Raw genomic sequence first — 19,125 nt, forward strand, 5'->3', positions numbered from 1 at the left:
CTAGATCGTGCCACCCGCCCCGCCCGGCGTCGGCGACGCCTGACCCGGAACAGCCGGCAACGGACCGGTCGGCGGTACCGGTGCCGGGACGGCCGGGGCCGGCGCGGAGGCAGCCGGGGCCGGCGCACCGGCCGGGTCCGACGGGCCGGGCGGCGGCGGAGCACCGGGGGCGCCGGACGTGCCGGCCGGCCCGGCCATCGTCATGCCGGGCAGGATCGGGCCGGCGGGCATCGACCGTTCGATTCGGGCGGTCTGGGCCGCGGAGATGCTCCGGATCAGCACAATCAGCGAACCTCCCGCCACCGTGCAGAAGATCGCGGGCACCAGGTACTCACCGGTTGCCCTCAGGTAGTGGTCGGCGTACGCCTGGAAGTCGGACGAGGTCCGCGGGTACGGCAACGCCTCGTAATCGGCGGCGGTGGAGCGCGAGAACCTCTGCTCCGCGAAGAGGAACACCAGCCAGCTTCCCCACCACACGTGCACCAGCACAGGGGTACTCAGCCGCCAGAGGCTCTCCCGGGCGATGTTGCCCACCACCCGGTGCGGCATCACGAAGTTGACGAACGGCACCAGCCATCCGGCGATCGCCCATCCGTCGGAGTTGGTGGGCCCGGCACCCGGGAAGGCGTCCAGGTTCTTGCGGGCCCGCCAGGTCCAGACGATGACGAGCACGATCGCGACCAGGAACACGAACTGGTAGAGCAGAGCCGGCACCAGTTCCAGCACCCCCGCGGTGAGCAGGAACGTCTCGCTGTCGCGGGTGTCGGCCGCCCGCTCGGCGAGCAGCGCGTTCACCGGCTGCACGGCCACCGTCAGCAGCAGGAACGCGGTGGTCGCGGCGACGGCGACCGAGGTGGCCCGACCGATGCCCCGGACCGTTCGCACCCGGGCACCCGGGTGGAGGGCCGGCGCACCGACCGGCGTGCGGCAGGTCGGACACTCCCTGGTGCGTACGTCGGTCTCGGTGTCGCAGGTGTGGCAGCGCATGCTCGGCGGTCCTCCCGTCGCGGTGCCGAGGAGCCTAGATGATCAAGCGTTGGCCGGCCAGCCCGTTCCGACACGCGGGTAACCGGGTGCGTGCCGAGGCCACGGGCTCGCCATCTCGAACTGACCGGCGACGCCGAGCAGCAGCAGTTCCGAGCCGGGCGGTCCGACCAGTTGCACGGCGAGCGGCAGCCCGTCCGGGCGTCGGCCCACCGGCACCACCAGGGCGGGCAGGCCGGCGATGTTCCACGGCGCGGCGTACGGGGCGTACCGGATACTGGCCACCATGTTGGCCTGCCAGGAGCGGGTCGACCAGCTGGTCGCCGGCGGCGGCGCGCTGGCCAGCGCCGGGGTGAGCAGCAGGTCCACCGAGTGGTCGGTGAAGAAACCGATCGACCGCTCCCGCCAGGCCAGCCGGTCGGCCTCCCGGACGTACCCGCGCCGCCACGCCCACTCGCCGAGCGCGACGTGCCGGCGGCTGCGGCGTTGCAGGGCACGCCGGTCGACCCCGGCGCCGCGTACGTCCGCCGCCGCCGCGGCGAACCAGGTAGCGACGCCCTTCAGGCCCAGCGCGGTCGGATAGACCGGGTCGGCCGGCACGGTGTCGTGCCCGGCACCGGCGAGCAGCCGACCTGCGGCGGCCACCGCGTCCCGGTTCGGCGCGTCGGGCGAGACACCTCGCACGGGAGACCGCAGCGACACGCCGACCCGCAGGCGCTGCGGCGGCACGAGCTTTGCCTGGGCCCGGCCGGCGAGCACCTGGAAGCCGACCGCCGCGTCGGCGACGGTGGTGCTGAGCATGCCGTGCTCGACCAGGCCGAACCAGTCCTCCGCGCCGAGTTGACAGGGCACCACACCGCGACCGGGTTTCAGGCCGACCAGCCCGCAGCAGGCGGCCGGGATGCGGATCGAGCCGAGACCGTCGTTGCCGTGGGCGATCGGCACCAGTCCGGCGGCCACCGCCGCGGCCGCACCACCCGAGGAACCACCGGGGGTGCGGGACAGGTCCCACGGGTTGCGGGTGACGGCGGTCTCGTCGTCGGTGCTGCCCCACAGGCCCAGCTCGGGCATCCGGGTGACGCCGAGGATCACCGCACCGGCTCCGCGCAGCCGGCGGACCACCTCGTGGTCGGCCTCCGCCACGGCGGTACGCACGGCGGCGGAACCGTTCCAGGTGGGCACCCCGGCCACCGGGGTGTTCTCCTTGACCGCGACCGGCACCCCGGCCAGCGGGAGGTTCGCCAGGTCCTCCTGCTCGTCGACCTTCTCCGCCTCGGTGACCGCCGCCCCGCCGCGTACCGCGCGGAACGCGGCGAGGTCGACGTCTGTCTTGGCGACGTGGTCGAGGTGGTCGGCGAGCACCTGGGTGGCGGAGACGTCGCCCCGGCGTACGCCCCGGGCGATCTGTTTGGCGGTCGCCCCGACCCAGGTCGGCATGATGTCCTGCACGGCCACCCTCCCAAGCCAGCGGTCAGCCCAGCGCCTGCTCCAGATCGGCGAGCAGGTCTTCGACCGTCTCGATGCCGACAGACAGTCGCACGAGATCGGAGGGAACTTCAAGCGGCGAGCCGGCAGCACTCGCGTGTGTCATCCGACCCGGGTGCTCGATCAGGGATTCCACCCCGCCGAGGGACTCGGCGAGCACGAAGAGTCGGGCCCGGTTGCAGATCTCGACGGCGTGCTCCTCACCCCCGGCGGCGCGGAAGGAGATCATGCCGCCGAACCGGCGCATCTGCTTCGCCGCCACCTCGTGCCCGGGGTGCGTGGGCAGGCCCGGGTAGAGCACCTGACCGACCTTGGCGTGCCCGTCCAGGTACGCGACGATCCGTTCGGCGTTGTCGCAGTGCCGGTCCATGCGTACCCCGAGGGTCTTGATACCGCGCAGGGTCAGCCAGGCGTCGAACGGACCGTTGATCGCGCCCATCGCGTTCTGGTGGTAGCGCAACTGCTCGCCGAGTTCGGCGTCGGCCGCGACAAGCGCGCCACCGACCACGTCGGAGTGCCCACCGACGTACTTGGTGGTCGAGTGCACGACCACGTCCGCGCCGAGCGTGATCGGCTGTTGCAGGTACGGCGAGGCGAACGTGTTGTCGACCACCAGCAACGCCCCGGCGTCGTGCGCCACGGCGGCCAGGGTGGCGATGTCGGCGATGCCGAGCAGCGGGTTGGTCGGGGTCTCCACCCAGACCACCTTCGTGACCCCGGGCCGGATCGCGGCCCGCACGGCGTCCGCGTCGGAGACCCGGGCCGGGGTGTACGCCAGGCCCCACCGCTCGGCGACCTTGGCGAAGAGCCGGTACGTGCCGCCGTACGCGTCATCGGGGATCACCACGTGGTCGCCCGGTCCACACACGGTACGCAGCAGGCTGTCCTCGGCGGCGAGGCCGCTGGCGAAGGCCAGGCCGACCTGGCCGGCCTCCAGCGCGGCCAGGCACTCCTGGAGCGCGTCGCGGGTGGGGTTGCCGGAGCGGCTGTACTCGTAGCCGAGCCGGGGCGCGCCGACCGCGTCCTGGGCGTACGTGCTGGTCTGGTAGATCGGTGGGATCACCGCGCCGGTACGGGCCTCGGGGTCCTGGCCGGCGTGGATGGCGAGCGTCTCGAAGCCGTGCGTCATTCCGCAGACGTTAGTCCTCCCGCCCGTGCCACCGGATGAAACCCACCCTGCCGGCCAGTTGGGTCATACTTGGCCGATGAGCCCGACGGAAACCCTGCCGTCTCGCCTGGCTGGCGCGGCCGACCGCATCCCGACGTCGCTGGACCAGCTCACCGGGCCGGAGTGTGGCCACGTCGTACTGCCCCTGCGGTTGGCCTGGTCGGGCCTCACCGAGTTCGACATCGCCGATCCGCGGCAACGGCTGACTCTCTACCGGACGCTGCTGGACTGCGGCCAGCGTGACGACATCGTCCGCTACGTCAACGCGACGCTGCTCCGCCACGACTGGCCCCGCATCAGGCGGCTCACGTCAAGGCGTCTGGTGGCGATCTGGGAACGTCAGCTTCCCGAACTCGTTTCCTGAGTGTGGACGAACTACACCTTCGGCTGCTGCGCGTCGGCTTCGCTGCTGGCGACGACCTCGGGCTGGTCCTGGCTGGCGGATACGCCCTCGCCGCTCACGAACTCGTCAAACGACCGTCACGGGACATCGACTTCGCGACCGCTACCACCCTCCCCCTACCAGTCGTCGCCGCCCGCCTTGTCGATGCTTACGTCGCGGCCGGATTCGGCGCGCGCATCGTCGAGGCGACCGCACGAATGGCACGGTTGATGGTCACGGCCACGGGTCAAGCCTGCGAGGTTGACCTGTTGAAAGAGGCGATCGGACCACCCGCCGCACTCAGCCTTGGGCCGGTTCTCGCCTTTGACGACGCGGTGGGACTGAAGATGCGAGCGCTTCATGAGCGCGCTGCGCACCGCGACTACATCGACATCCACGCCGCCAACGACCGCCTCCGTTGGCCCGACCTGGAGTCTCTGGGTGCCCGGCACACGGTCGGATTCTCGTTGGAGGAGTTGGCTGACAGGCTTGGTGCCATCGGTGAGCTGGACAACGATACGTTCACCGCCTACGGGCTGACGGACCCGAGGATCGTCGAGCTGCGTGGCTGGGCCCTCGGCTGGGAGGCGGACATTCGTTCCCGGCTGGCCAACGGAGAGACCGGTCCGGTCTCGGTGGCCGGTGACGAATGGGACGCGTACCTCGACCGGCTGTGACAGGCGGCGCGGTGCGGCCGGCGGCGGCATCCGGTCGGGCCTAACCTGGCCGGGTGGCGGAGTGTGTGTTCTGCGGGATCGTGGCTGGTACGGTGCCGGCGTTCCGGGTGACCGACGAGCCGGACGGGGTGGCGTTCCTGGACACCCGGCCGGTGTTCAAGGGGCACGTGCTGGTGGTGCCGCGCGCCCACCTGGTCACCCTCGCCGACCTGCCGCCGGAGTCGCTGCCCGGCTACTTCGGGTTGGTTCGGCGGATCGCCGTCGCGGTCGAGTCCGGTCTCGACGCCGGCGGCACCTTCGTGGCGATGAACAACCGGGTGTCCCAGTCGGTGCCGCACCTGCACACCCATGTGGTGCCCAGGACGAAGGGCGACGGGCTGCGCGGCTTCTTCTGGCCGCGCACCCGCTACGCCGACGACGCCGAGGCCACCTCGTACGCGGCGCGCGTCCGGACGGCGCTGGCGGCCTGACGGGGCGCCACGCGGGTAAGGAAGCGGGGTCCGCCGGTGTTGCACGCGGGGAAGGGTACGAAAGGAGTCCCACCGTGTTCCTCCGCCGCATGAAGGCCGAGATGATCTCACCCGACCGGGCCCTGCCCGGCCGTCCCATCGCGATGCCGGTGGCCGACCGGCACGAGGTCCTCGGGACCCCGCTGAAGGGCCCGTTCCCCGAGGGCTATCAGGTCGCCGTGTTCGGTATGGGGTGTTTCTGGGGCGCCGAGCGCCTGTTCTGGACCCTGCCCGGAGTCTTCACCACCTCCGCCGGCTACGCGGGTGGTTACACCCCCAACCCGAGCTACGAGGAGGTCTGCTCCGGGATGACCGGGCACACCGAGGCAGTCGAGGTCGTGTACGACCCCACGAAGATCAGCTACGAGGACTTGCTGAAGGTGTTCTGGGAGAACCACGACCCGACCCAGGGCATGCGCCAGGGCAACGACGTGGGCACCCAGTACCGGTCCGCGATCTACGCCAGCACCGACGAGCAGCTGGCGATCGCCGAGGCGTCCCGGGAGGCGTTCGCGCCGATCGTGGCCCGCGCCGGCAAGGGCGAGATCACCACGGAGATCGCCCGGCTCGGTGACTACTACCTGGCCGAGGACTACCACCAGCAGTACCTCGCCCCGACCAAGAACCCGAACGGCTACTGCAATCACGGCCCGAACGGGCTGAGCTGCCCGGTCGGGGTGGCCCGCACCGCCGGCTGAACGCCGCGCCAAGGGAGGGGAGCCGCTCCACGTTCGGCGGGGCGGCTCCCGAACGCCTGGGTGGGAACGATTTCAGCTGGTCTGCCCGAAGCGATAGACGTCGCGTAGCGCCTCGGCGAAGGTGTCGTCCAGCTCGGGCATCTCGGGAATCGCCGCAGCGGTGTACCCGAAGTGCACCGTCCGGTGTGCTCGCGGATCGCGCAGCGCGTCGGCCAGCGCGTCGATGATCTGCGCTCGGAGTTGGTCGGGCAGGTTCACGGCCTGGCCGATGGTGGCGAGCAGCTGCGCCGCCGCCCAGGCAGCGGTGCTGCTCGGGTGGTGCAACAGAGCCACCAGGTCCGCCACGACCCGGTGATCGAGCTGGCGGAGCAGCGGGATCGCCTCCATCGCGGCGCCCTGCACCTCGGTCACATCGCTGAGTGCGGCGAGCAGGGCGGAGAGACCGATGTCGGAGCCGCGCCGCAGCATACCGAGCATCCGGGCGGCGGACTGCCGGCCGACGAAGCTCCAGTGGTAGCGCAGTGTGTCGGCGAGCAGCACCTCGAACTGCGCGGCATCGACCTGCTGGCGGAAGGAGTCCCGCTTCAGACTCACCGCCGCGGCGGTGACCTGAAGCAGGTGGCTCCGCAGATGTACGGCGGGTGCCCCGTCGAACGGATCGTTCACCGACTCGGTCAGCAGCGACTCGCACCAGCGCACCAGCAGCTCGACCCACGGCCAGCCGCTGCGTTCCCGGTGCCGGACGGCGTCGTGGTAGGCCGCAACGACGCTGCCGGGTTTGGCTGGTTCGGCATGCCTGGACACGCCGAACCAGTACAGCGCCGTAAGGGCCTCCTGCTCGGGCAGGGTGAGGATCGCGCCGAAGCTGGCGGCGCACGCCTCACGCAGCTGCTGCGCGGCTGCCTCGACGCTGCCGTCGGTGAGCTCACCCTCGGTGGCCAGCAGCGCAGCGTCGACGGCGCCGAGCACCGCACCGGGATGGAGCAGATACACCGGCGGCTCGTGCAGTTTGTCAAGATCAAGTCGTCGGGTCACCGCCCAGAACTCCGCCCAACGCTGTGGCGTCATCCGCAGCCGGGCGTGCTCGTCGTGGATCCACTCGCCCTCGTCGGTACGTGACCGGTACAGCATGCGGGCCACCGACTGGATCAGGACGGCCTGCACGGCGGCCGAGCCCGACGCCAACCGGGTCAACAGCATCCGCCAGACCGGGTCCGTCATCGCCTGGGTGTGCGCCAACGCTATCGCCTCGGGCAGGCGCCAGCCGCCCTGCTCAGCTCGCTCGCACCACTCGGCGAGCACCGTGGGCAGGTCGAACAGCACCGACTGCGGCAGCCAGTAGAGGCTCTGGGCGAGCGCCGGCTCGTCGTCGATCACCTCTTCGGCGTACGACAACGCCTTGAGGTGGGTGGCCGCGCCCACCCGGCTCAGGGTGCGGATGGGCGCGAGGCCGATCGAGAGCACCTGCCGGGCCCGGTGCCGTAGCGCGTCGTCCTCCTGGCGCACCAGCGCCATCAGCGGCTCCAGCAGCTCGTCAGTCAAGCCGCGGTACTCGCCGAGCAGCAGGGCGGCGATCCCGGTCACCGCCGGGGAAGGGTGCGCCAACCAGCGGCGCATCGCCGGTTCGCTGTCCGGGTCGAGGTTTACCAGCCGGCCGAGCACCGGACGGAGCGGGGCCTCCCCGGTCACCGCCAGCTCCCGTTCGAGTTGCCTGATCACTGCACCGGTGGCCGGCACCAACGGCGAGCCGTCAGTGCTGAGAATCCGGGGCGCCGGTTCGCCACCGGCGAGCTTCGCCTGGCGGCAGTGGTCGACGGCGCGTGCGTAGAGCACCACCGGAGTCCACGTCTCCACGCCCGTCTCGCCGGTGGTGAGCACTGGCAGATGGGCGTCGATCACCTCACCCCAGGCGCTCTCCACGTACGCCAGGTGCACCGGCCTCGCCAACTCGGCGGTCATCGCCTGCACCGTCGCGTACCTGTCGTGCTGGTCGGTGTACCGGTTGCGTACCAGGTGCAGCAGGCGGGCCTGCTCGTCCGGTGCGGTGACCCGGCCTATCGCGTCGATCCCGCGCCGGATCAGCTCGTCCGAGTACGGTGCCGGCCGCAGCCGGGCCGCCCGCAACCAGGCCAGCACCTCGTCGGCCGGGTCGCTGATCCGGGCGGCCTCCCTGGCGCAGGCGTCGATGTGCCGCTGCCGTTCCTGCGGATCGGTGACGAGACGAGCCAGCCACTCGTGCAGTTGGAACGCCTGGCTCGGATCGATCAGTTCCGCGCAGGCCAGGCCCGCCTCACGGGCCAGTTCCGCGCGCCGGTCCACACACGCCTCGGCCAGTCGGGCCAGGGCACGGGCCCGATGCCACGGATCCGCCACCGCGTGTGCGAGCCGCCGCACGTGCTCGACGGGGTCGTCGGACTCGTTCAACGTCGGGTCGTACCGGCTGGTCGACCGGTGCCGATCGACGGTCTCACCGAGCGTCACCGCCAGCACTTCGGGCACCAGGCGGGGATTCCCGGCAACCACCTTCGGCAGCACCGAACCCAGTGCCCAGGACCGGGCGAACACGAAGTGCTCGGGCACCCGGACCAACATGTCGAGCACGGTTGTCGGCACGTCCCAGAGGTCACGGTGAGCGAAGGCCAGCGGGTCGGCGGGCCACGAGTGGCCGTTGAGCGAGTAGTCGGTGTGCCGGGCCGAACCGAGATCGTTCATGGCTCCGATCAGGGCGCCGGGCGAGAGACCGGCACGTACGCCGACGTCGAGGAATGTCGCGGCCAGGTAGGCCCGGTCCTTGCCGTACCCGCCGAAGCGACGGGCGGCGATCTCCTCCACCGTGGCCTTGCGCCGGGTCCGGACCGGCAGTTTCCGCACGTCCAGGGTGATCGGCTCCGCGCCGGCCTGGAGAGACACCGCGATCACCGCGTCCAGGAGGTTCTCCCACAGCCGTACGGGCAACTGCCGGGCGGCAGCGGTGAGCGCCTCCGAGCCGGTGCCGGCGGCCCGCAGCGCGGCGTCGCGCAGCGTCACCGACAGGACGCCGGCCCGCCGTCGCAGCGCGGCGGCGGCCACCGGATCCCCGGCCACCCGCTGGCTGACGTCGCGCCCGAGCGCCCAGAGGGCCACGACCGCCTCCGCCCGACGCTCGTCGTCCGGTGCCGACGCTTCCTGGCCGAGACGATCGACCAGACCCGGCAGATCGTCTCGGCGCAACGCGGTGAGGATCTCCCGGCGCAGGGGTGAGTCCCGGGTGATCGAATCGGGAGTGAAGACGGGCGGCTCCGCGGCCCGCTTCGACTCCTCCTCACCGGACCGGTCGAGATGCACGGCCATCGCGTAGACCGGGTCGTCCCGGCCCCAGATGCGGCCGAAGTAGCCGAGGAAGGCGTCCCGCAGATGGTCGTCCAACTGTAGGTAGTTGACCATCTGACGGAACTGGTAGAGGTGGGTTCGGGCGTCGAGGTCGGCGTACCCGCCGAACAACGCGGTGATCAGGGCCAGCCATCTACGGTCCTGGCGGATCCGCGCGACAAGTGCGCTGTCCCGCCGCAGGGCCATTCGCATGGGCAGCACCCGCAGGATGGCGTTGGGATCCACCCTCGGGCCACTCTTCGGGTCGGGTGACACCACCAGGGTCAGCGCCTCGGCTATCGGGAAGCCGAGTTCCTCGCTGTCCCAGCGGGACGCCGCCCGGTGCAGCGCGTCGGCGATCTCCGGCGTGGCGATCTCGACGGCACGGACCAGCCTGGCAATCGTGCCCGCCGACTCCGCACCGTCGACCGGGTTGATCAACGCGTCGGCAAGCGTCGCGTCCACCACCGACAGGTGCTCACCCGCCCGGAGCCGCCGGATGGCCTCCTCGATCAGGCGTCGGGCCTGGGGCAGCCGGCCCAGGAGGATCAGGTCCCGGTAGCTGGTCAGCAGCCGGCGGAGCACCGCCTGCACGGTCGCGTCCGCCACGTCGGTCATCTGGGCGATGGCGCCGGCGAGCAGCAGGGCGGACTCGGGAAACAGGGTCCCGAGCCGACCCGACGCGTCGAGCAGGGCCTGGACCAGCTCCGGCATCTTGCTCTTCTGCTGCCAGTTGACCAGGGCGATCAGCATCAGGATCGGTTCCTGCCAGCGGGGATCCCCGAGGTGTTCCAGGATCGCACCCGCGCCGCCGTCGGAGCGGGTGATCAGGTGCTGCGCGGCCAGGAACTCCTGGAAGGTCAGGTGCGAGAAGCGGTAGGCACCCGGCGCGCTGCTGGCCAGCAGTCCGACCTCGTCCCGCATCGCCCGCAGCAGCGATTCGAGCATCTCCTCGACGGCGTCCGGGCGCAGCCGGGCCAGTTCCTGCCGGAAGACGTCCCGGAACTCCGGCTCGGCGATCACGCCGGACGGCTTGTGCCGGTGGACGTGGTACGCCACCGCGCGTAGGACCGCGAACATGTGGCCGCGCAGCCGGTCCACCTCGGCGCGGCTGAGTCGCTCGTACCACAGGTCCACCAGCCGGTCGACGGCCTTCTGGTAGACCTCGACCCGCTGCCGGGGCAGTTGTCCCCGCTCGGTGTGGTAGATCGTGGCGATGGTTCCGGCCAGCAACGGGTTGGTGGCCAACTCGCGCACGTAGCGTCCCTCGGGAGCGCCCAGCAACTCGAGCAGCCGATCGGCCTGCTCGTCCGAGTCGGTGGTGACCCAACCGGACGACGACTCGCCGTGCAGGATCGCGCCCACCTCACGCATCCACGTCCGCATGAAGACCGCCACCGTCTCGTCGGTCATCCGCTCGACGGTGACGTGGGTGATGGCGGCCGGTAGCGGCCGCAGGTGGTAGCCGGCTATCCGGCTGGTGACCACCATCTTGTTCCCGGGGCCGGGGGCCTGGATCTGGTCGCTTTCCGGGCGGGACCAGACCCTGAGGAACTCGGTGACCGCCTCGGAGATCTCGACGCGCTCCCGGGGATCGCTCACCTCGTCCAGCCCGTCGATCATGATCAGGGCCCGCTGTTCGCTCAGGGCCCGTTGGACCAGTTCCCGACGGAGCCGGGTGGGGATGGCGGTACCGACCCGATGCTCGCCGCAGTCGTTCGTCCACGGCGCGGTGGAGCCGAGCCAGCTGAGTTCGGCGAGGAAATCCAGCAGGAGGGTCTGACCGTCGGCCCTGCGCTGGCGCCATTCGGCGTACTCGGCGATGCGGACCAGCACCGGGAGCAGGGGCGGACCGAGACTGACCACGGCGGACTCGCCGGTCCGACTGGCGTCGATCTTGGATACCGGCACCCGGACCTCGGCGGCGTGGTCGCGAAGGGCGTAAGCGTGCATCAGGGCGAGCCACCGCATGATGGTGGTCTTGCCGCTGCCCGGGTCCCCGAGCACCACGACCTGGCTGCTGTGCTCGTGCAACTCGGCGATGTTGAGCAGGGCGTCGCGCTCGCCCCGGAACCTGGCCAGCCGCTCGGCCGTGGCCAGATGATCGGCGACCGGCAGGTCCGCCTGGAGCAACCACAGCAACCTGGATTCCTGCTCCGGAGTGTGATCACTGCTCTGCACGATCTCCTCAAGGTCACGCAGAAGCATCTGTTGCGCCGCCGCGCGCTCGCTCGGGCTGGTCGGATCGACCCGCAGCGCCACGTAGACCTGGGCCAGCGGCACCTCGACCACGCCGCGCTGGCCCTGCAGACCGGGAATTCGCAGCCGCCGGTGCAGGCGGATCACCCAGCTCAGATAGCTGTCGAGGGCGACGGCCAGTTCCACCGGGTCGAGCGGCAGCTCGCCCGATGGCAACGCCCGCAGCGCCGCTTCGACGCTCGCCATCAGGTCCTGCTTCCAGAGCCAGTCAGCGATCGGCGCGAGCCCGCCGCCGGTCAGCCCGGCCTGATCGATCTCGTGCCTGATCTGCCGGGCCATCTCGGCGACGAGATCGTCGACCGAGATGCCGTGCGCGGCGAGAAACCCGTCGCCGCCGTCAACCGGTGGCTCGTCGAACCGGGCGAACCAGGTGCGCAGCGCCTCCGGCAGATTGGCGACCTCAAGCAACTCGGGACGGTCGATGGGCGAGGAGTGCTCGGCGAGGATACGGGGAAGCTCTGCCCGGGTGGCCGGGTCCATCGTCGCGGGTACGACCCGGGCGGTCTCCTCCAGCGCCCGACGTACCACCCCGCGCAGTTCCCGCTGCTGCTCGTCGCCGAGCAGCAGCGTCAGGCCCCGCCGACTCGCCCAGGTCGCTCCCGCCTCCACCAGCCAGCCGACGAGAGTGCCACCGATCGGACCCACGTCGACCGTCTCCTCACCGACACCGGATGCGTACCGTCACCGCCACAGCGACCGAGTGCCACCAGAGTAGGTGTGACGATCCACGATGAGATCACCCCGACGGTCCATGCCGCGAGGACCGGACGACCCGTCAGCCCTCGTCGAACAGCGCCCCGGTTGCGGCGATGGTCACATCTTTTCGGTGGCGACAAACCACCCAGACGTCGGAAGACGGGCCGGAAACGTCACAGTACGAGGAAACATGACGACGACTTGATCGCAAGGTCGCGGATTCTAGCAATCCTGTTACACGACCGTCATGGACTCAACGGGCTAATCGCAACATCCTCTGGCAGCATGGGCACACATGTGCGGACTGGCTGGGGAGTTCCGACGGGACGCGACGCGTGCCGACGTCGCAGCGGTGGAACGGATGGCCGCCACCATGTGCGATCGGGGGCCGGACGGCAGCGGGGTGTGGTCACAGGGGCCGGTCGCCCTCGGCCACCGCCGCCTGAAGATCATCGACCTGTCGGCGGCCAGCGGTCAGCCGATCGTCGATTCCGCCGCCGGCCTGGCCGGCGTCTTCAACGGCTGCATCTACAACTACCGCGAGCTACGTGCCGAGCTGCAGGCCAAGGGTCACCACTTCTTCTCCAGCGGAGACAGCGAGGTCGTCGTCAAGGCGTACGCCGAGTGGGGGCTCGACTTCGTCGACCACCTGGTCGGCATGTTCGCCGTGGCGATCACCGAGCGGGACACCGGCCGCCTGGTGCTGGCCCGGGACCGGCTCGGCATCAAGCCGCTCTACCTCGCCGAGTCCGCCGGCCTGGTGCGCTTCGCCAGCACCCTGCCGGCGCTACTGGCCGGCGGCGGGGTGGACACCAGCATCGACCCGGTCGCGCTGGGTCACTACCTCAGCTTCCACAGCATCGTGCCGCCGCCGCGCACCATCCTGCGCGGGGTCAGCAAACTGCCACCGGCCACCGTGCGGGTCTACGAGGCCGACGGCCGCAGCCACGAGCGGGTCTACTGGGACCCACCGTTCCTCCGCCGCGACGAGCACGCCGGCTGGTCCGAGCGGGAGTGGCAGGACGCGCTGCACGAGTCGCTCACCACCGCCGTGCGCCGGCGGATGGTCGCCGACGTGCCGGTCGGCGTGCTGCTCTCCGGTGGGCTGGACTCCAGCCTGGTGGTGGCCCTGCTGGCCGGGGAGGGGCAGCGCGGGCTGTCGACCTTCTCCATCGGCTTCGACGCGGTCGGCGGCCGGGAGGGTGACGAGTTCCGCTACTCCGACGTGGTCGCCAAGACCTTCGACACCGACCACCACCAGATCCGGGTCGCCGCACAGGATCTGGTCCCGCCGCTGGAGGCCGCCGTCGCGGCCATGAGCGAGCCCATGGTCAGCCACGACTGCGTCGCCTTCTACCTGCTCAGCCAGGAGGTGTCCCGGCACGTCAAGGTGGTCCAGTCCGGCCAGGGCGCCGACGAGATCCTGGGCGGCTACCACTGGTACCCACCGCTCGCGCAGGTCGGCCGGGAGCAGGCCCTCGACACGTACGCCCGCGCCTTCTTCGACCGCGACGGCGCCGGCCTGGCCCGGGTGCTCAACCCCGACTGGCTCGCCGACGGCGACCCGGCGCGGGAGTTCGTCGCCGCGCACCTGGCGCGGCCGGGCGCGCAGACCGCGGTCGACGCCGGCCTGCGGATCGACACGCAGATCATGCTCACCGACGACCCGGTCAAGCGGGTCGACAACATGACCATGGCGCACGGGCTGGAGGCCCGGGTGCCGTTCCTGGATCACGAGTTCGTGGAACTGGCCGCCGCCTGTCCGCCGGAGCTGAAGCTGGCACAGGGCGGTAAGGGTGTGCTGAAGGAGATCGGCCGTCGTGTGCTGCCGCACGAGGTCATCGACCGGCCCAAGGGTTACTTCCCGGTGCCGGGCCTGACGCACCTGGAGGGCAAGCTCCTCGACCGGGTACGCGACGCGCTGTCCGCTCCGGAGGCCCGTCGCCGCGACCTGTTCCGCACCGATTACGTCAACGCCCTGCTCGACGCGCCCAACGCCGAACTGACCCCGTTGAACGGAAACAAGCTGTGGCAACTCGGACTCCTGGAAATGTGGCTCCAGAGCCACGGAATCGCCTGACCGTGACCGACACCCTGGCCACCGGCGTCGCCCGGACCGACCGGGGCCGCGGCGCGGGCAGACGGTACGAGCGGGTCGGGCCGGGCGGTGATCCGATCGCCACCGGCGGCGCCGACCCGACCGCCGACGAACGCCCGGGCACCGGTGCGGATGTGATCGTCGACTGCGGTTGGGGGCGGCTGGTCTTCGGCCAGACCTTCGCCGACCAGTCCGCGGTCGCCGACGTGCTGCGCTCCGAGGCGGCCGGCGCCCGGGACATCTGCATCTACCTGCGGGATCCGCACGTGCTGGTCTCCCGGTTGCCCGACGAGTTGTTCATCGACCCGTCGCTGACCTTCCGGTTGCCGCTCGGCGGTGACCGTCGCGGGCCCCGTCCCGGTGCCGGGACGACCGAGGAGGCCGGCACCGCCGAGACGCCGGCACCGCTCGACGGCCGCAACGAGCTGCCCGGGGTACGCATCCGTCGGTTGCGCGACGCCGCCGACGCCGACGCGGTCAACCGGATCTACGCGGCCAACGGCATGGTCACCGCCCCGGTCGACGTGCTCGTCGACAACGCCGCGACCGACCGGTTCCTGCACCTGGTGGCCGAGGCGGTCACCGGCGAGATCGTCGGCACCATCACCGGCATCGACCACGTGGCGGTCTTCGACGACCCGGACAACGGCGCCAGCCTGTGGTGCCTGACCGTCGACTTCAACCAGGCCCCGCCCGGCACCGGGCAGGCGCTGATCACCGAGTTGGCGAGCCGGTTGGTGGCCCGGGGCCGCGGGTACGTGGACCTGTCCGTGCTCGCCGAGAACGCCGGGGCGATCCGGCTCTACGAGCGGCTCGGCTTCTACCGGACCGCGACGCTCTGCGTGAAGCGGAAGAACCCGATCAACGAGCGGTTGTTCCTGCCGGCCATGCCGATCGGCTACGACGGGCTGAACCCGTACGCGCGGATCGTCGCCGACGAGGCGATGCGGCGGGGCATCCGGGTGGAGGTGACCGACCCGGAGTGGGGCGAGCTGCGGCTGACCAGTGGCGGCCGGACCATCCTCACCCGGGAGTCGCTGTCCGAGCTGACCTCGGCGGTGGCGATGAGCCGCTGCGACGACAAGCGGGTCACCCGCCGGATCCTGACCGAGGCCGGCCTGTCGGTGCCACGCGGGCGCACCGCCACCGGCGACGCCGCCGACGCGGAGTTCCTGGCCGAGGTGGGCCAGCTGGTGGTCAAGCCGGCGCGGGGCGAGCAGGGCAACGGCATCACCGTCGGGGTACGCACCCCGGAGGCGCTGACCGCCGCCGTCGAGTTGGCCGCCCGGTTCTGCCCGCAGGTGCTGCTGGAGGAGCTGTGCTCCGGCGAGGACCTGCGGGTCGTCATGATCGATCACGAGGTGGTGGCCGCCGCCGTACGCCGGCCCGCCTCGATCACCGGCGACGGTGTGCACGACATCGCCGAGCTGATCGAGCGGCAGAGTCGCCGCCGGGCCGCCGCCACGGGTGGCGAATCCCGCATCCCGCTCGACGACATGACCCGGGACGTGGTCACCGAGGCCGGCTACGAACTGCACGACGTGCTGCCGGAGGGGCAGGTGCTGGCGGTGCGGCGCACCGCGAACCTGCACACCGGCGGCACCATCCACGACGTGACCGGCGACCTGCACCCGCTGATCGCCGAGGCATGTGTCGCCGCCAGCCGCGCCATCGACATCCCGGTCACCGGGCTCGACCTGCTGGTGCCGGCACCGGATCAACCCGAGCACGTCTTCATCGAGGCCAACGAGCGGCCCGGCTTGGCCAACCACGAGCCGCAGCCCACCGCCGAACGCTTCGTGGATCTGCTCTTTCCCGGGACTCGGGCACCGCAGAAGCTGTGGACGCCAGCGGGTGCGGCACCATCTGGGGCATGACCGTACGCAAGACCACTCCGCTCCCCATCGACCTGGACTACCTCCGTCAGGTGCTGGTCGAGCTGCTCGACATACCGAGCCCCTCGGGGCGCACCGACCACGTGCAGCAGTACGTGGGCGAGCGCCTGTCGGCGCTCGGCATCCCGTCGACGCTGACCCGCCGGGGCGCGCTCAGCGCCTGCCTGCCCGGACCCCGCGAGACCGGCGCGGACCGGGCCATCGTGGTGCACACCGACACCATCGGCGGGATGGTCAAGCGGCTGAAGGAGAACGGCCGGCTGGAGCTGAAGCCGATCGGGACGCACAGCGCCCGGTTCGCCGAGGGCGCTCATGTCCGGATCTTCACCGACGACCTGGACCGGGTGGTCACCGGTCAGGTGCTGCCGCTCAAGGCCAGCGGCCACCGCTACAACGAGGGCGTCGACCTGCAGGGCTTCGGCTGGGAGCAGGTGGAGGTACGCGTCGACGAGCCCGTCGAGGATCTCGCCGGCCTGCGGGCGCTCGGCATCGACGCGGGCGACTTCGTGGCGTTCCTTACCAACCCGACGGTCACGCCCAGCGGGTACGTCAAGTCCCGCCACCTGGACGACAAGGCCGGCGTGGCCGCGGTGCTCGCCGCCCTGAAGGCGATGGTCGACGCCGGGGTGAAGCCCGCCGTGACGGCGCATCTGCTGGTCACCGTGACCGAGGAGATCGGCCACGGCGCGTCCCACGGCCTCGACCCCGACGTGGCCGAGATCGTCTCGGTGGACGCGGCGGTGGTCGCCCCCGGTCAGCAGTCCCGCGAGCACTCCGCCACCCTGGCGATGGGCGACGGCGTGGGCCCGTTCGACTACCACCTCACCCGCAACCTGGCGGCGATCGCCCGGGAACACGACGTGGATCTCGTCCGGGACGTCTTCGACTACTACCGCTCGGACGTGGCGGCGGCGGTGGAGGCCGGGGCACACGCCCGGGTGGCGCTGCTCGGCTTCGGTGTCGACGCCACCCACGGTCACGAGCGCACCCACCTGGAAGGGCTGCGTCACCTGGCCCAGCTGATCTGCCTCTACCTCCAGAGCGACCTGGTGTTTCCCGAGTGGGACGCCGAGCCGGAGGGCGACCTGGCGGACTTCCCGTCGCTGGCGGTGCAGCCGGCCAACGCCGACGGCCCCCGTGAAGGCCCGATCGGCATCGCCCAGAGCGCCTGACCGCGGCGGCGACGGCAGTGTGATCGAAATCCGTTGCCGGTGGGCCGGCGGCTGGATAGCGTGACGGTACACGGGAAAGGAGGTGGTCCAGACTTGTATAGCAATCGGACTCGTGAGGTGGCTGTCCGCTAGCCGCTGTCCTCGACAGTGACAGCCCGTCCCTCGGGACGGGCACGGTAAGAGTCGTCGAGACCGTGTGGCAGCGGTGCGGCGAAACCACGACAGCCACCCGACCCCCGGGGTGCCGACCCAGTCCAGTCGGCCCGCGTCAGCGCGGAAGCCCCGGGGGTCGCTTCATTCGTACCGGAGGCGGCCGTGTCCATGCGTGAGCTGGTGGTGCTCGGCACGGCGAGCCAGGCGCCCACCCGGCTCCGCAACCACAACGGGTACGTGCTGCGGTGGGACGACGAGGTGATCCTCTTCGACCCCGGCGAGGGCAGCCAGCGGCAGCTGCTGCACACCGGCGTCACCGCCACCGACCTGACCCGGATCTGCGTCACCCACTTCCACGGCGACCACTGTCTCGGCCTGCCCGGCACCATCCAGCGGCTGTCGCTGGACCGGGTGCCGCATCCGGTGGCGGTGCACTTCCCGGCCGGCGGTGCCGACTACTTCGCCCGGCTGCGGCACGCCAGTTCCTTCCACGAGACCGCCGACCTGGCCGTCACCCCGATCGAGGCCGACGGGCAACGGATCGCGCTGCGCTGCGGGACGCTGGAGGCGCGTCGGCTGCGGCACCCCATCGAGACGTACGGCTATCGGCTGCTGGAACCGGACGGGTGCCGGATGCTGCCGGAGAAGCTGGCCGCGTACGGCATCGCCGGGCCGGCGGTCGGTGAGCTGCTGCGCGCCGGCCACCTCGACCTCGACGGGCGTCGCGTCACCCGGGAGGAGGTGAGCACGCCACGGCCGGGGCAGCGGTTCGCCTTCGTGATGGACACCGGCCTCTGCGACGGGGTGTACGCGCTGGCCGAGCACGCCGACCTGCTGGTCATCGAGTCGACGTTCCTGGAGTCGGAGGCCGCGCTCGCCGCCGAGGTCGGGCACCTGACCGCCGGCCAGGCCGCGCAGGTCGCGGCCGAGTCGGGGGTACGCCGACTCGTGCTCACCCACTTCTCCCAGCGGTACGCCGACCCGGCCCGCTTCGCCGACGAGGCCCGCCGGCACTTCGACGGGGACCTGGTGATCGCCGAGGATCTGACCACGGTTCAGGTGCCACCCCGACGGGTACCCTCGGTCGAGTGACCGTCACGCTGCGTCCCGCGACCGCCGACGATCTGATGGCGGTGGGCCGGCTCCACCAACGTTCCCGGGTCGCTACGTATTCGTCGTTCCTGTCACCCGAGGCACTTGCCGACCCGACCCCGGAGGCGATGGGTGAGTACTGGGTGCAGCGTTGGGTCTGGGAGCGGGCCGACCACCGGATGACCGTGGCCGAGCGGGACGGCACACTCGCCGGCTTCAGCTACCTCGGCCCCGACGACGAGGGTGCCCCGGCGACCGGCCTGCTCAACGCCATCCACCTGGAGCCGGCCGAGCGTGGCCGGGGAATCGGTCGAGCGCTGATGCTCGACGCGCTGGACGCCATGCGGGTGCGCGGCTGTCGCCGCGCGGTCCTCTGGGTGCTGCGTGACAACGGCCACGCCCGCCGCTTCTACGAACGCGGCGGCTGGTCCCCCACCGGCACAGAACGTCTGGACCTCATCGGCACCACCCAGACCCCCCAACTGCGCTACACCCGCCCCCTCTAACCT

13 protein-coding genes are annotated in these 19,125 nt (G+C 71.2%); 9 read left to right on the forward strand and 4 right to left on the reverse strand.

Annotated elements, in window-relative coordinates; all coding sequences use genetic code 11:
* From KBX00_RS16195 to KBX00_RS16205, 3 genes are read right to left on the reverse strand one after another with little or no spacing between them, the layout of a single operon-like run.
* Positions 1–987 carry a DUF4328 domain-containing protein gene (locus tag KBX00_RS16195; RefSeq protein WP_210827768.1) on the reverse strand — a complete coding sequence of 329 codons (987 nt, stop codon included), beginning with the start codon at positions 985–987 and terminating at the stop codon, positions 1–3.
* 42 nt (positions 988–1,029) lie between these two features.
* Entirely contained in the window at positions 1,030–2,439 is a 1,410-nt protein-coding gene (locus KBX00_RS16200; RefSeq protein WP_210827771.1) for an amidase, read from the reverse strand.
* A gap of 16 nt (positions 2,440–2,455) precedes the next feature.
* Positions 2,456–3,598, reverse strand: a complete 1,143-nt coding sequence (locus KBX00_RS16205) for a cystathionine gamma-synthase (protein ID WP_210827772.1) — start codon at positions 3,596–3,598, stop codon at positions 2,456–2,458.
* Positions 3,599–3,674: 76 nt separating this feature from the next.
* Between KBX00_RS16205 and KBX00_RS16210 the strand changes: the two genes are divergently transcribed.
* From KBX00_RS16210 to msrA, 4 genes are all read left to right on the forward strand, one after another.
* A complete protein-coding gene (locus KBX00_RS16210) occupies positions 3,675–4,001 on the forward strand; it encodes a hypothetical protein (protein WP_210827774.1) in 327 nt (108 codons plus the stop codon).
* Between the two features lie 2 nt (positions 4,002–4,003).
* Positions 4,004–4,696 carry a nucleotidyl transferase AbiEii/AbiGii toxin family protein gene (locus KBX00_RS16215; protein ID WP_210827781.1) on the forward strand — a complete coding sequence of 231 codons (693 nt, stop codon included), beginning with the start codon at positions 4,004–4,006 and terminating at the stop codon, positions 4,694–4,696.
* Positions 4,697–4,749: 53 nt separating this feature from the next.
* Positions 4,750–5,166 (forward strand): HIT family protein, encoded by a 417-nt coding sequence (locus tag KBX00_RS16220; protein ID WP_210827782.1) that lies wholly within the window; start codon positions 4,750–4,752, stop codon positions 5,164–5,166.
* 74 nt (positions 5,167–5,240) lie between these two features.
* Positions 5,241–5,903, forward strand: a complete 663-nt coding sequence (gene msrA / locus KBX00_RS16225) for a peptide-methionine (S)-S-oxide reductase MsrA (protein ID WP_210827784.1) — start codon at positions 5,241–5,243, stop codon at positions 5,901–5,903.
* A gap of 72 nt (positions 5,904–5,975) precedes the next feature.
* Here the strand turns inward: msrA and KBX00_RS16230 are convergent, their stop codons facing one another.
* Positions 5,976–12,155: a hypothetical protein gene (locus tag KBX00_RS16230; RefSeq protein ID WP_210827786.1), complete on the reverse strand. Its 6,180-nt coding sequence runs from the start codon at positions 12,153–12,155 to the stop codon at positions 5,976–5,978.
* 346 nt (positions 12,156–12,501) lie between these two features.
* Between KBX00_RS16230 and KBX00_RS16235 the strand changes: the two genes are divergently transcribed.
* The 5 genes from KBX00_RS16235 (at position 12,502) to KBX00_RS16255 (ending at position 19,122) form a co-directional block, all read left to right on the forward strand.
* Positions 12,502–14,286, forward strand: coding sequence for an N-acetylglutaminylglutamine amidotransferase (locus tag KBX00_RS16235; protein ID WP_210827788.1), 1,785 nt, complete (start codon positions 12,502–12,504; stop codon positions 14,284–14,286).
* A gap of 2 nt (positions 14,287–14,288) precedes the next feature.
* Positions 14,289–16,181: an N-acetylglutaminylglutamine synthetase gene (ngg, locus tag KBX00_RS16240; RefSeq protein ID WP_210827790.1), complete on the forward strand. Its 1,893-nt coding sequence runs from the start codon at positions 14,289–14,291 to the stop codon at positions 16,179–16,181.
* Positions 16,178–17,371: an osmoprotectant NAGGN system M42 family peptidase gene (locus tag KBX00_RS16245; RefSeq protein ID WP_210827792.1), complete on the forward strand. Its 1,194-nt coding sequence runs from the start codon at positions 16,178–16,180 to the stop codon at positions 17,369–17,371. The genes ngg and KBX00_RS16245 overlap by 4 nt, the downstream gene beginning before the upstream one ends.
* A 315-nt stretch (positions 17,372–17,686) precedes the next feature.
* Positions 17,687–18,616 carry a ribonuclease Z gene (locus KBX00_RS16250; protein WP_210827794.1) on the forward strand — a complete coding sequence of 310 codons (930 nt, stop codon included), beginning with the start codon at positions 17,687–17,689 and terminating at the stop codon, positions 18,614–18,616.
* Complete coding sequence (locus KBX00_RS16255) at positions 18,613–19,122, forward strand: GNAT family N-acetyltransferase (protein ID WP_210827797.1); 510 nt, start codon at positions 18,613–18,615, stop codon at positions 19,120–19,122. The genes KBX00_RS16250 and KBX00_RS16255 overlap by 4 nt, the downstream gene beginning before the upstream one ends.
* Positions 19,123–19,125: the final 3 nt, after the last annotated feature.

The organism is Micromonospora sp. C95 (assembly GCF_018070465.1).
GTDB lineage: Bacteria > Actinomycetota > Actinomycetes > Mycobacteriales > Micromonosporaceae > Micromonospora.